The following is a 13,032-nucleotide window of genomic DNA, read 5'->3' as shown; positions in this document are numbered from 1 at the left end:
CCATCCCCCTGCCCTGGAACTATCGCGCATGGCTCGTCGCGCTGTTTACACTGGCTCGTTCGACCCCATTTCCTTGGGGCATTTGAACGTCATTGAGCGGAGCAGCCGGTTGGTCGACGAGCTGATCGTCGGCGTCGGCCACAACATCGACAAGCAGTCGCTCTTCACGGCCGAGGAGCGGGTCGATCTGATCAAGCTCGCTACGCAGCACTTGGCAAACGTCGAAGTGAAGATGTTCTCCGGGCTGGCCGTCCGCTTCGTCCGTGAATGCGGCTCACGGGTAATCGTCCGCGGGGTGCGCTCGCTGGGCGACATCGAGTCGGAATTCACGATGACGCTCGCGAATCGGCAGCTCGACTCGGATATCGAAACCGTCTTTCTGATGGCCGATGATCAGTTTTCACACGTGTCGAGTTCGCTGATCAAACAGATTGCGTCGCTGGCCGGGGATGAGGAATTGGCGAGGTTTGTGCCAAGCGTCATCATTCCGCATTTGCGCGCGAAAATCGGTTGATCGATTTGGCGGCCACAAAGCCGCGACCGGTGGTCGCGGTGGCGGCGCGGAATGGCAATGCCGATTGCGGGGACCGCGACCACCGGTCGCGGCTTTATCGCGAGGATGTGCGGCTGTCGCGGCGGTAGCCGCGCGGGGTTTGGCCGGTTTGGCGTTTGAACGCTACCGATAAATACTCCGCGTGCGGGAACCCCGTACGGGTGGCGATTTCCGCCAGCGTGAGATCAGTCTCCCGCAGCAGCCGCGAGGTCCGTTCGATGCGGATCCGCATGATCTCGGCGTGCGGCGTGCGGCCGATCAGCTTTTGGAAGCGGTGCTCCAGCATCCGTCGCGACAGCGGCACGACGCGGAGCACGTCGCCGACTGAGATGCCGTCGCACGCATGTTCGCGGATGAATCGCAGGGCGGCGACGACGTCGAGGTCGTCGACCGCGTAGACGTCGCTCGATTGTCGTTGGGCCACGCCACGGGGCGGAATGAGGATCGCTTCGCCGACAATTCGCTCGCCGCTCATCATGCGGTCGAGCAGTTTCGCCGCCTCGTAGCCGGCGCGATGAGTGTCGGGAATCACGCTCGAAAGCGGCGGCGTGCAAAGTCGGCAGAGCCGGGCGTCGTCGTCGACGCCGATCACCGCCACCTGCTCCGGCACGGCGATGTCGAGTTCGCGGCAGACGTCGAGCAATTGCTGGCCGCCAAAGTCGTAGCAAGCCATCACGCCGATTGGCTTCGGCAGCTTGCGGACCCACGCGATCAGCCGCCGACGTTCGCGGGCCCACGAGAAGCCCTTCTCCACGCGCGAGGCGGCGCGGAAGACCTGGCAGTTGCAACCGCTCTGTCGCGCGAAATCAGTGAAGTGGTCCTCACGCCACTGTGACCAGTTGAAGACCGGCTCGCCGTAGAAGGCGAGTTCCCGGAAGCCGCGCTCAATGAGGTGCGAGGCGGCGAGGCGGGCGATTTCGCGGTCGTTTGTTTCGACCCATGGCAGGTGCGGCACGCTGCGGGCCGCGCTGACGTCGACGGCGGGCAGGCCCGAGCGCTTCACCGCGGCCGCAATCGCCTCAGTCTCGATGCGGGCGATGATGCCGTCGCCTTGCCAGTTGCTGAACCAGGCCGGTGGCTTGGCGCCGCGCTGTTGCTCGCCGATGTAAATCGACCAGAGTTCATGCTCGCGCTGGTAGGCGATGATGCCGTCGAGCAATCCGCGCGAATAGGCATTCGACGTTTCCAATAGCAGGGCGACGGAGCGTCGTTTGCGCATCGAATCAGCCAAAACACGCGGCGAGTTGGTGAACGTTAACGTCGAGGGCAAGCGCGTGCGACTCCATGGATGCGAGCCGCCGTGCAGTGGGCGGCCCTAGCTTCCGAATCCGGCGTGCAACGTTGCATTTTCTGCCGGCGGATGCGAGTCTACTGCGCTCCCCCCTAGTCTAGTCACGAAAGTGAAAGATCGAAGGTCTTCTGCGCTATTTCTCATTCTGGCTTGCGAAACCGGGAGTTAGTATCGATATTTTGGGGGATCTCTACTCTCCTCGCGGCGGCGCGCCGCAATCTCTCTCTTGGACTGAAAAAGGGGCGGCGACATGGCAACCCGACGACCAGTGCGCGTGGCAATGGTCGGTCTCGGATTCGGGGCCGAATTCTTACCGATCTACAAAAAGCATCCGGACGCGGAAGTGGCCGCCGTCTGCCGCCGCGACGTGGCGGCGATGAACAAGCTGGCCGACGCGCTCGAAATCAACAAACGCTACGCGAAATTCGAAGAAGTTCTCGCCGATCCTGAGATCGACTTCGTTCATATCAACAGCCCCATCCCCGATCATGCGTGGATGAGCATGGAGGCCCTCAAGGCCGGCAAGCACGTCATGTGCACTGTGCCGATGGCCACCAACATTGCCGACTGCGAAAAGATCTGCCAGCTGGTCGCCGACACCGGCCTGAAATACATGATGGCCGAGACCGTGGTTTACAGCCGCGAGTTCTTGTTCATCAAAGAGCTCTACCAAAAGGGCGAGCTCGGAGAGATCCAGTACATGCAGGCCTCGCACCCGCAAGATATGGACGGCTGGCCCGACTACTGGGAACGGATGATTCCGATGCACTACGCGACGCACGTCGTGAGTCCGGTGCTGGGGCTGGTCGACGGCCGCGCGGAATATGTCTCGTGCTTCGGCTCGGGTACGGTTCGCGACGACATCCGCGAGAAGTCGGGCAACTCGTTTGCCGTCGAGTCGTGCCACATCAAGATCGCCGAGAGCGACGTCAGCGCTCACATCTGGCGGTTCCTGTACGACACGGCCCGCCAGTATCGCGAGAGCTTCGACGTCTACGGCACGAAGAAGTCGTTCGAGTGGTCGCTCGTCGAGAACGAGCCGCACGTTCTCCACACGGCAAAGAAGCCAGAGCCGGAGATCGCCGAGAAGATTGAAGTCCCCGACTATGCCCACCTGCTGCCGGCGGAAATTCAGAAGTTCACCAAGTCGATCGAAGACGCCGACCATCTCTCCTTCCTGCAAGGGGGCGGCCACGGCGGTTCGCATCCGCACTTGGTGAACGAGTTCGTCCGTGCCTTGGTCGACGACCGCGATCCGTGGCCGAACGCCGTGACCAGCGCCAACTGGACCTGCGTCGGCATTCTGGCCCACGAATCGGCCGTGGCCGGCGGGGCGATCAAGCATTTGCCCGAGTTCACCCGCACGCGATAGTTCAAATGCCGCCCCGCTGCGTCGGGGCGGCGTTTCCTTCCTTTCCGCGATGCGGGAAGGTGCGCCTCTCAAGGAACTTCTGCGATGATGAAGCTTTCTCGCGCGTGCTGCGCGCTCTTGTCGTTCGTTGCTCTCACCCCGCTGGCGACGGCCCACGAAGGCCATGCAGGGCACGACAAGTTCGTGAAGCACTCTTTCAAGAAGGAGCAACTTTCGAAGGAGTTTTACGGCGAGGGAGCCAACTTCGGCGACTTCAATCACGACGGCGTCAACGATCTCGTCTCGGGGCCCTACTGGTACGAAGGCCCGAAGTTCCTCAAGCGGCACGAGTATTACCCGGCCAAGCCGTTCGATATCGCCGGCTACTCCGAGAACTTCTTCGCGTTCACGCACGATTTCAACGGCGATGGTTGGGACGACATTCTGATCATCGGTTTCCCCGGTGCGGAAACGTCGTGGTTCGAAAATCCGCAAGGGAAAGAGGCCCCCTGGAAACGGCATATCGCCCTCGCGGTGACCGACAACGAATCGCCGACCTTCACCGACGTTACCGGTGACGATGTACCGGATCTCGTCTGCATGAGCGGCGGACAAATTGGCTACGCCGAGATCCCGCAAGATCCGACGCAGCTCTGGAAGTTCCACCCCGTGTCGCCAGTGCGCGGCTACCAGCGGTTCACGCACGGCATTGGCGTCGGCGACGTCAACGGCGATGGCCGGCTCGACTTGCTCGAGCAAAACGGCTGGTGGGAGCAGCCCGAAAAGGTGACGGACGAACCGTGGGCGTTCCACGAAGTGAAGTTCAGCGAGCCGGGCGGTTCGCATATGTTCGCCTACGATTTCGACGGCGACGGCGACAACGACGTCCTCACCGCGAAGGCAGCTCACTCGTACGGCCTCGCTTGGTTCGAGCAGGTGAGGAATGGCGACAAGATCGAGTTCATCGAACACAAGATCATGGGCGAGAAGCCCGAGGAAAACGATTACGGCGTCGCATTCTCGCAACTCCACGCAGTCGACCTCGTCGACATGGACGGCGACGGCGTGCTCGACATCGTCACCGGCAAGCGGTGGTGGGCTCACGCGGAGCATGACCCCGGCTCGCTGGAGCCGGCAGTGCTGTACTGGTTCCAAACGGTGCGCGACAACGGCTCGGCCCGCTTCGTGCCGCACGAAATCGACAACAACTCGGGCGTCGGCACGCAGGTCGTTGCCCGCGACATTAACGGCGACAAGCTGCCCGACGTCGTCGTCGGCAGCAAGAAGGGGACGTTCGTCCTCACGCACAAGGCGGAGGAAGTCGACGAAGCGAAGTGGAACGAATCGCAGCCAAAGCTCCGCGACGGCGTCGAGAAGCCGACGCTACCCGAGCACGCCGCTGATAAGAAAGCCGACACAGCGGCCAATCCCGACGGCTTTCCAGCAACGGCCGCCGACGGCCGGCGGTTGAATCTCGACTTCGAGAAAGGCGACCTGAGCGACTGGACCGCCACGGGCACCGCGTTCGCTGAACTGCCAGTCGAAGGCGATACGGTCGGCAAGCGGTTGGTCGATCAGACGAGCGGCCAGAAGGGGCAGTACTGGATCGGCACCTACGAGCGCACAGGCGACGGCCCTCAGGGCGAACTGACGAGCATTCCGTTCAAGGTGACGCACCCCTACGCAAGCTTCCTAATCGGCGGCGGTTCGGGCAAAGCGCTCGGCGCGCAAATTGTCGACAAGCAATCAGGCGAGGTGATTTTCCACGCCAGCGGACGCAGCATGGAGGAAATGTCGCGCGTAGCGACCGATCTTTCGAAGTACCTAGGCAAAGAGATCTTCGTCCGCGTCATCGACCACGGCAGCGCCGGGTGGGGGCACGTCAATTTCGATCACTTCCGCTTCCACGACGAGATGCCGGTGATCGCCAATCAACCGGCAGGCGAACTAACAGCCGACGAGTACCCCTACGCCGGTCTCTCCGGCGAAGAGGCGGTCGGCGTGATGAAGCTGCCGGCGGGGTTCAAGGCAATTCTTTCGGCCCAGGAACCCGATGTGAAGCAGCCGATTGCGATGGCGCTCGATGATCGCGGCCGGCTGTGGGTCGCCGAGGCATACGAGTACCCCATTCGCGCTCCGGAAGGCAAAGGGACCGACCGCATCTTGATCTTCGAAGATTCGGACGGCGACGGGAAGTTCGACTCGCACAAGGTCTTTGCCGACAACCTAAATCTGGTGAGCGGCATCGAGCTCGGCTTCGGCGGCGTCTGGGTTGGCGCCGCGCCTTATCTGCTCTTCATTCCCGATCGCAACGGCGACGACGTGCCGGACGGCAAGCCGGAGATTTTGCTCGACGGCTGGGCGTATCAAGACACGCACGAGACGCTCAATACGTTCATTTGGGGGCCGGATGGTTGGCTTTACGGGTGCCACGGCGTGTTCACCCACTCGCGCATCGGCAAGCCGGGAACGCCGGACGACAAGCGGATTCCGGTCAATGCGGCGATTTGGCGATACCATCCGACGCAGCATGTCTTCGAGATCTTCACCGAAGGGACGAGCAATCCGTGGGGCGTCGACTTCGACGATAACGGCCAAGCGTTCACCACCGCCTGCGTCATCCCTCACCTCTACTACAACATTCCGGGCGCACGGTACCAACGTCAGGCGGGAACGCACTTCAATCCGTTCACCTACGCCGACATCCAGACGATTGCCGACCATCGCCACTACCTCGGCGAGAATCCCCACGGCGGCAACGGCAAGTCGGGCGACGCCGGCGGCGGACACGCCCACTCGGGCGCGATGATTTACCTCGGTGGCGCGTGGCCTGAGGAATATCGCGGCCGCATCTTCATGAACAACATTCACGGCCAGCGACTCAACACCGACATTTTGAAGCCGCAAGGCTCGGGCTTCATCGGCAGCCACGGCCCCGACTTTCTGCTCACCGGCGACTTGGCGTCGCAGATTCTCAACTTTCGCTACGGGCCAGACGGCAACTGCTTCCTGATCGACTGGTACGACACGAACGCCTGCCATCACAACAACGTCGAAGGGCACGACCGCAGCAACGGCCGCATTTACAAAATCGTCTACGGCGACAAGAAGGCCGGGAAGGTTGACCTCGGCAAGCTGAGCGACGTCGAGTTGGCGAAGCTCGCTCTCGAAAAAAACGACTGGTATGTCCGCCACTCGCGCCGCATCCTGCAAGAACGGGCCGCCGCGGGAAAGCTGAGCGTAGATGCACGAAATGAATTGGTTTCAATCGCCAAGAACAACGCCGATGCGAGCCGCGTGCAACGGGCGATGTGGGCCCTGCACGTCACCGGCGGCATTCCGGCCGACCTCGCAGCGACGCTGCTGAAGCATCAGTCGCCGTACGTTCGCGGCTGGGTGATTCAGTTCACCTGGGATGGCGACAAAACGCCCCAGCGAGACATGGTGCAGCAGTTTGCCGTGATGGCCCAGCAAGATTCCTCGCAGGTGGTGCGGCTCTATCTCGCCGCGGCGCTGCAACATGTGCCGCTGGCCCATCGGTGGGAGACCCTTGCGGCCCTCACGCGGCACGCCGAGGACGCCGACGATCACAACTTGCCGCTGATGTACTGGTTCGCCGCGGAACCGCTCGCTGCGGAGAACCCCGAACAGGCGCTGACGTTTGGTCTCTCATGCGGCGAGACGATTCCGCTGCTGCGGAAGTTTATGATCCGCCGCATCGCGAGCATCGACTCGCCCGAGGCGCTCGCCACGCTCGTGCAGGCCGTCGCCGAGTCGGATAACGCCGGCGAGCAACTTGAACTCATCGTCGGCATGCGCACCGCCCTGCAGGGGCAACGTCAGGTTGCCCAGCCGAAGAACTGGCCCGCCGCCGCCGCGAAGGCGGCAAAGAGCAGCGACGAAAAAGTTCGCCGCGAGGCGACGGCCCTCGGCGTGACGTTCGGCGATAAGGATGCGATGGCCGCGCTGCGGGCTGTCGTCGTCGATGGCAAGGCGAGCGATGGCGCTCGGCGGCAGGCGCTCGACGCCCTGCTCCGCGTCAAGGACCCAGGCCTGGCGCCCGTGCTACTCAAGTTGCTGACCGATCCCGGCTTGTGCGAGCCGGCCCTTTCGGGCCTTGCGTTCTACGAGGACGCGGCCGTGCCGGGGGCTGTGCTAAAGATCTACGGCAACGCCTCGCCGGCGGCGAAGCGGGCCGCTTTGGCGACGCTTTGTTCGCGGCCCGGCTATGGCGTCGAACTGCTGAAGGCGATCGAGGCCAAGCAGATTCCGGCCGCCGACCTGTCGGCGGACCTCGTGCGTCAGTTGCAGAACCACAACAACGCCGACCTCGACGAACTGCTCGCCAACGTCTGGGGCCAAGTGCGCAGCACGCCGGCCGACAAGGCCGCGATGATCGTCGCCCTCCGCGAGATGTTGAAGCACCCGTCGGCGACGCCCGACGTGGAACTCGGCCGCGCCGTGTTTGTGAAGACCTGCCAGCAGTGCCACACGCTGTACGGCGTTGGCGCCAAGATCGGTCCCGATCTCACCGGCTCGAACCGCGCCGACGTCGAGTACTTGCTGTCGAACGTCATCGACCCGAGCTCGGTTATCTCGAAGGATTATCAGCAAACGGTCATCCTCACGGTCGACGGACTTGTCATCTCAGGTCTCGTGAAGGCGGAAGACGACAAGTCAGTCACGATTCAGACGACGACCGAAACGATCGTCGTACCGCAGGACGAAATCGAGGATCGCCAACTGAGCGACGCCTCGATGATGCCTGAGGATCAGCTGAAGCAATTCTCGCCGCAGCAAATTGCGTCGCTCTTCGCCTATCTCCAGGCGAAGGGCCAGAACCCGATCCAAGCGCAAGCCGACAACCAAGAGTTGTTCTTCAACGGCAAGGATCTGACCGGCTGGAACGGCAATCACGAACTATGGTCGGTTGAAGAAGGCGAACTCATCGGCCGCAGTAAGAATGGGCTGGCGAAGAACGAGTTCCTATTCAGCGATTTCGCCGTCGGCGATTTCGAACTGACGTTCCAAGTGAAACTTGTCGACGACGCCGGCAACAGCGGCGTCCAGTTCCGCAGCCAGCCTGCCGAGGGAGGCGAGGCAAAGGGGTACCAAGCCGACATCGGCCCCGATTGGTGGGGCAAGCTTTACGAAGAGTCGGGCCGCGCTCTACTGTGGGAGAAGTCGGGCGAAGAGTTCGTCCGCAAGGGTGAGTGGAACGACTACAAGATCGTCGCCGAGGGGAGCCACATCCGCACGTGGATCAACGGCAAACCATGCGTTGATCTCGACGATCCCGATGGCGAGCGTCGCGGGCTGTTCGCGCTGCAGCTCCACTCGGGCGGGCCAACCGAGGTGCGTTTCCGCAACCTGAAGCTGAAGGTACTCGACGCCCCTGCAGCCGCCGAGGCAGAGAAGGTTACTTCTGCAGAATAAGGCGATTGTTCCGCGTCAACAACAGCCGGTAGGTTTCGCCCGCGTGGGTGATTTCAACGACGCGCGCGCCTTGAAACAGCTCGGCAGACTGCAGGTTGCGCGGCTCGCTCGGTGGCTCGGAGGGAACGACCGGCGTGAGCGGCGGGGTGAACGACTCGGTCATGCTTGTCCCCCTTGCGCCTGCGAGTTTGGCCCCGCTGCGCTCCGTTTGGCGAGCGAGATTATCGCCAGCCGGCTGGCCAACCACGATGACCGGCCGGCGTCGCCGCGATCGATGCAGAGTTGCAGGGCCTTCTGCAGGCAGCAGCGGCAGCCGATTCCTTCGACCTCGTCGCGCGTCATTTCGCAGAACGTACGGTAGGCTTCGTCGATCTGTCCCATGCGCACGAGCTGCATTGAGAGCGCGATGCGGTAACGCGGCTCGGCGGAGTTGAGCCCAATCGCCCGCCGCAGCATAGCGAGCGACAGTTGCGGCGGGCGGCCAAGGCGGGCCAGCGTATTCGCGGCGGCGAAACATATGCCGTCGTCGTCGGGCCGTAGCCGCGCCGCGCGACGGCAGACAGCCAGCGCCGCCTGCCAGCGTTCGATCGCGCAGAGCGAGTTGTAAAGCGGTTCCCACAGCTCCGCGGGGAAGTCGCCGTCGGCCGTTAGGTCGGTGAGTAAGCTCGCCGCGGAGGCCCGATGCCCTTGCCGCAAGTAACCGGCAGCCAGCACAAGCAACCCCTCATAGCCGAGCGGAACTAGGGCGAGGGCCCGCTGGATGTTGTCGAACGCCTCGTCGAGGCGCCCTTCGCGCTGGAGCATGATCGCGCGCAGCCGCCACAGGGCCCCAGCTTCGGGCTGGAGGCGGAGCTCCGCCTCGAGGACGTCGATCGCCGCCCGCGAAAAACCGCGTTCGTAGAGGTCGGCCGCCCGTCGTGCGGCGTCTGGCTTGGTCGCCGGCTCGGTCATCGGTAGCTCACTTGGAGAGGATTCTGCTGGCTCGCGGCGGCCGCTGCAGGCTTCAGCTGACGAAAAATACAGGGCGAAACGTGGGTCTCCCCCATTGACGCGGCCGTCAGGTCGGATAATCTATCGCTACTGAGACTCGATATCAAGACCGCCGATCGACAGATCGCTTCGCCCGGACGCCGGTCTCGCAGGAGCACATAGGAGACTCGCCGTTTAGTAGCCAGCCAAATGCATTGCTGATCATTCGCATGCGTGAGGGCCGGTTCCGTCAATCCACGCACTCGTTCGTTCAAGGTTAGCGAGCTTGTGCACCCACCCAACTTTGGAGTGACTGTCTAATGATTCGCCGCTTTGCTCTCGCCTTGATCGCTTGCGCCGCCATATTCGCCGTTGCGAACGTCGGTCTGGCCAACACGCTATTCACCGATCAGGCCGTTCCTTCGACTGGTTCGTTCGAATGGGACAATTTCGTCGTGACGACAAACGCCGTCTCCGACTACTCGGCGTCGCATGCTCCGAACCTGTCGTCCGGCGTTGGCGCCGCGACGGTGAAGGGCGGCGTGGTTCCTCCGCCGACGTTCGCTCCGCCGGCCCAGGTGGCGACCGGTTCGCTGTACACGGGCAGCAGCAAGGGCCGTTTCACTACCTCGCTGACCGGCGCCTCGACCACCGACGCCAACACGACGATTGTGCTGCAAATCGCCTTTGACTCGGCGGGCAACAACTCGATCACCAACTCGACGCTGCTGCTCAATAGCACCGCCCCGACGGAATTCGTCGACCGCGGCGTTGCCAGCGGGTTCCACTACTACTGGGCCGAGTGGCAACTTCCGGCTGCTGCGGCGTACACCGCCCTCTTCGATACCGCCGCCAACCATTCGGCGCTCGCGGGGGTGCAGCTCGATTACTACAACGGCGCGGCGACGTTCAACGCCGTCGCACCGGCCATCGTTCCTGAACCGGCGACGCTCGCGATGGCCGGCCTCGGGCTGGTCGGCTTCGCCGCGCTCCGTCGCCGGATCGCCGCCTGATTGAAACGGCAGCTTTGATTGGCATTCAAGCCGCCGGCGTCGAAACCCATTCGACGCCGGCGGCGGTTGCGTTTACCGAACAAGACGACACTGCGACATGAATCACCCTGCACAGAGTAGCCGCCCGCACGCCGCACTGCTGACGTTCGCTTGGACGGCGCTAGTGATTGCGGCGTCATGCACTTGCATCGCGAAGACGGCATCGGCGCAGACGATCGACTACTTCAACGACCTTCCCGAAATCCAGATGTGGACGTACCCGGTGCCGAGCGGGAACGGGCCCGGCTCAGTTCGCGATCGCGGGTCGATGTTCGTCGCTTACTCAGAGACGCAGGACGGCACGCCGACTTTCTTTCAGGGGACCGGCTCTGAACCAACTCGTCGCGGCAGCATCTTGGTCGCTGCCAACACCTCGACGACCGTGCCGGTGGTTGCTCCGTCGCGATACAAGATCAATTCGCTGAAAATCAAGATGACCCTGCTGGGGTCGCTGATTCTCCCTGAATTCGGCTACACGCTGGCGTACGACGGCACGCTCGACGAATCAGCCGCCGTTGTGGCGGGGACGGACAGTGACGTCGATCACCCGATCGAAATGTACGGCGTCGCATTCAACAACGGCCTGACGACGTTCGGCTTCGGCTCCAATCCGCCTGCCGGGACGTATTCGCTCCGGCAGCCGCGCTGGGTCGGCTCGACTCCGTACAACTACTATGCAGTCGACTTGAACGGCCGCGATGCGGAGAACTCGCTCGTCGGCGGCTACAGCGCGACGGAACCGAGCCATACGACGGCGCCATTCACGCCGTCGCCGTTTGCGATCGGCAAGGCGTACACCAGCCAAGGGACGGAACTGCAGCCCGGCGACATGCTAGACAGCGGCGACGTGTTCGAGTTCGTCCCCAATCTGAGCAATCCGGCGGTTTTGGCCTACATTCAGAACTCCCTTGCTCAAGGGCATCTGGGCTTTACGTTTTCGTCATTGTTCGAACCGGATGGACAAAGCAGCTCCGTCTCCTATCCTGACTTTTACCTGGATGATCTCGACGTCGGCGCCAACCCCAACGGCGCTGGTCCGACGATCGCCATGAACGTGACGATTCTTCCCGCGGGACCTGCAGGACTTGCCGGCGACTACAACGGGAATGGCTCGGTCGATGGAGCCGACTTCTTAGCCTGGCAGCGCAGCTTTGGGACCGCGGCGACGCCCGCCGGGTCTGGCGCGGATGGCAACGGAAACGGAAGCATTGACGCGGGCGACCTGACAGTTTGGAAGGAACACTTCGGGCAAACGACCAACACGCCGGTCGTTTCGGTCCCGGAACCGACCGCCGGCTTGCTGGCTATGTGCGGCGCCGCGGCATTGCTGCGAGGCCGTCGGTCACGATTTTCCTCTCGGTAGATTACGCAGGATTATCTATGCAACAGGGAAGCCGACCGAATCGCGGGTTCACGCTCGTCGAGTTGCTTGTAGCGATCGCCATTATTGGCGCGCTCGTGGCGTTGTTGCTTCCAGCAGTGCAAGCGGCTCGCGAAGCGGCGCGGCGGACGTCTTGTCGCAACAATCTGAAGCAAATCGGGCTGGCGACGTTGAACTTTGAAACGGCGCAGAAGACGCTGCCGCCTCCGCAAGTGCTCGGCTCGGGCGGTGGTCTGGCTGCGGGCGATACCTTCTACGAGCACCTGGGAAGCACCTTCATCTTGCTCCTGCCCTACTTGGAGCAAGGCGGTCTTTACGCGCAGTACGACATTACGCAGGAGCCTACGGCGCAAGATCTCGCTAACGGCGTCAATAACCGCAAGTTCACCGAAACGTCTCAGCCGATGTATCTCTGCCCTGGCATGAATCTGCCGCGCAGCGTTCCGGATGCGTGCGGCGAAAAGTTGGGGCCGGGCAGCTACATGATCAGCACGCGCGTCATGTACAAGCCGGAGGCCCTGTTGAACGGGGCGTTCACCGCTCCTCCCGCGACGACGGGCAAACGCTACGATCTGGGCATTGAGGCGATTACCGACGGGACGACCCATACGCTGCTGGTTGGCGAAACCAACTACGCATGGGAGAGTTATCACTGGGATACCCACTACGAATCGAGCTGCACGAGCACGAGCGGGTCTTGCTACGGCGATTTCACTTGGGCCCAGGGATACTGGCACCATGCTTACGGGCATTTGGGGCTGATGACCGGCCAGCCGGCGAATTACAATTTCAACGATTCCAATCGTGAATGGGATACCCGCTTCCGCACGACGTTCCGGAGCGATCATCCGGGCGGCGTGCAGTTTGTGCTGCTCGACGGTTCCGTGCAGTTCATCCGCACCGAGATCGATCGCGATGCGATGACGGCGCTGGTAACCCGCACCGGCGAAGAAGCCAATCCTGAAATCAATTAGTCCCCGCAGCGGCTCGACGACTTTG

The 13,032-nt window shown here is 62.6% G+C and carries 9 protein-coding genes; 6 read left to right on the top strand and 3 right to left on the bottom strand.

The features are described from left to right. Positions 1–28: 28 nt before the first annotated feature. Positions 29–514 carry a pantetheine-phosphate adenylyltransferase gene (coaD, locus tag PLANPX_RS19785; RefSeq protein WP_152100396.1) on the top strand — a complete coding sequence of 162 codons (486 nt, stop codon included), beginning with the start codon at positions 29–31 and terminating at the stop codon, positions 512–514. 94 nt (positions 515–608) lie between these two features. Here the strand turns inward: coaD and PLANPX_RS19780 are convergent, their stop codons facing one another. After that, complete coding sequence (locus PLANPX_RS19780) at positions 609–1,772, bottom strand: xylose operon transcription regulator XylR (RefSeq protein WP_152100395.1); 1,164 nt, start codon at positions 1,770–1,772, stop codon at positions 609–611. A 322-nt stretch (positions 1,773–2,094) separates the two neighbouring features. On the opposite strand from PLANPX_RS19780, the gene PLANPX_RS19775 reads away from it, so the two are divergent. Both PLANPX_RS19775 and PLANPX_RS19770 read left to right on the top strand, forming a co-directional pair. Further along, entirely contained in the window at positions 2,095–3,216 is a 1,122-nt protein-coding gene (locus PLANPX_RS19775) for a Gfo/Idh/MocA family protein (RefSeq protein WP_232536191.1), read from the top strand. An 84-nt stretch (positions 3,217–3,300) separates the two neighbouring features. Beyond that, a complete protein-coding gene (locus PLANPX_RS19770) occupies positions 3,301–8,631 on the top strand; it encodes a PVC-type heme-binding CxxCH protein (RefSeq protein WP_152100394.1) in 5,331 nt (1,776 codons plus the stop codon). Here the strand turns inward: PLANPX_RS19770 and hemP are convergent. Both hemP and PLANPX_RS19760 read right to left on the bottom strand, forming a co-directional pair. Next, the gene (hemP, locus tag PLANPX_RS19765) at positions 8,615–8,794 is read right to left on the bottom strand and encodes a hemin uptake protein HemP (protein ID WP_152100393.1); all 180 of its coding nucleotides are present in this window, start codon (positions 8,792–8,794) and stop codon (positions 8,615–8,617) included. The genes PLANPX_RS19770 and hemP overlap by 17 nt on opposite strands. After that, positions 8,791–9,582, bottom strand: coding sequence for a tetratricopeptide repeat protein (locus PLANPX_RS19760; protein ID WP_152100392.1), 792 nt, complete (start codon positions 9,580–9,582; stop codon positions 8,791–8,793). The genes hemP and PLANPX_RS19760 overlap by 4 nt, the downstream gene beginning before the upstream one ends. Positions 9,583–9,920: 338 nt before the next feature. Between PLANPX_RS19760 and PLANPX_RS19755 the strand changes: the two genes are divergently transcribed. The 3 genes from PLANPX_RS19755 (at position 9,921) to PLANPX_RS19745 (ending at position 13,007) form a co-directional block, all read left to right on the top strand. Continuing rightward, positions 9,921–10,613 carry a PEP-CTERM sorting domain-containing protein gene (locus tag PLANPX_RS19755; RefSeq protein ID WP_152100391.1) on the top strand — a complete coding sequence of 231 codons (693 nt, stop codon included), beginning with the start codon at positions 9,921–9,923 and terminating at the stop codon, positions 10,611–10,613. A 97-nt stretch (positions 10,614–10,710) separates the two neighbouring features. Next, on the top strand, positions 10,711–12,015 hold the full coding sequence (locus PLANPX_RS19750) for a dockerin type I domain-containing protein (RefSeq protein ID WP_152100390.1): 1,305 nt from the start codon (positions 10,711–10,713) through the stop codon (positions 12,013–12,015). Between the two features lie 17 nt (positions 12,016–12,032). Continuing rightward, positions 12,033–13,007: a DUF1559 domain-containing protein gene (locus PLANPX_RS19745; RefSeq protein WP_152100389.1), complete on the top strand. Its 975-nt coding sequence runs from the start codon at positions 12,033–12,035 to the stop codon at positions 13,005–13,007. Positions 13,008–13,032 lie beyond the last annotated feature (25 nt).

Source organism: Lacipirellula parvula, assembly GCF_009177095.1.
Lineage (GTDB): Bacteria > Planctomycetota > Planctomycetia > Pirellulales > Lacipirellulaceae > Lacipirellula > Lacipirellula parvula.
This window is presented reverse-complemented; position numbering and strand designations above follow the sequence as displayed.

What these genes read in the sequence shown, in the direction of transcription:
- PLANPX_RS19775 (WP_232536191.1), top strand. Translation starts at nt 2,095, where the DNA reads ATGGCAACCCGACGACCAGTGCGCGTGGCAATGGTCGGTCTCGGATTC.
- PLANPX_RS19770 (WP_152100394.1), top strand. Translation starts at nt 3,301, where the DNA reads ATGATGAAGCTTTCTCGCGCGTGCTGCGCGCTCTTGTCGTTCGTTGCT.
- coaD (WP_152100396.1), top strand. Translation starts at nt 29, where the DNA reads ATGGCTCGTCGCGCTGTTTACACTGGCTCGTTCGACCCCATTTCCTTG.
- hemP (WP_152100393.1), bottom strand. Translation starts at nt 8,794, where the DNA reads ATGACCGAGTCGTTCACCCCGCCGCTCACGCCGGTCGTTCCCTCCGAG.
- PLANPX_RS19755 (WP_152100391.1), top strand. Translation starts at nt 9,921, where the DNA reads ATGATTCGCCGCTTTGCTCTCGCCTTGATCGCTTGCGCCGCCATATTC.
- PLANPX_RS19745 (WP_152100389.1), top strand. Translation starts at nt 12,033, where the DNA reads ATGCAACAGGGAAGCCGACCGAATCGCGGGTTCACGCTCGTCGAGTTG.
- PLANPX_RS19750 (WP_152100390.1), top strand. Translation starts at nt 10,711, where the DNA reads ATGAATCACCCTGCACAGAGTAGCCGCCCGCACGCCGCACTGCTGACG.
- PLANPX_RS19760 (WP_152100392.1), bottom strand. Translation starts at nt 9,582, where the DNA reads ATGACCGAGCCGGCGACCAAGCCAGACGCCGCACGACGGGCGGCCGAC.
- PLANPX_RS19780 (WP_152100395.1), bottom strand. Translation starts at nt 1,772, where the DNA reads ATGCGCAAACGACGCTCCGTCGCCCTGCTATTGGAAACGTCGAATGCC.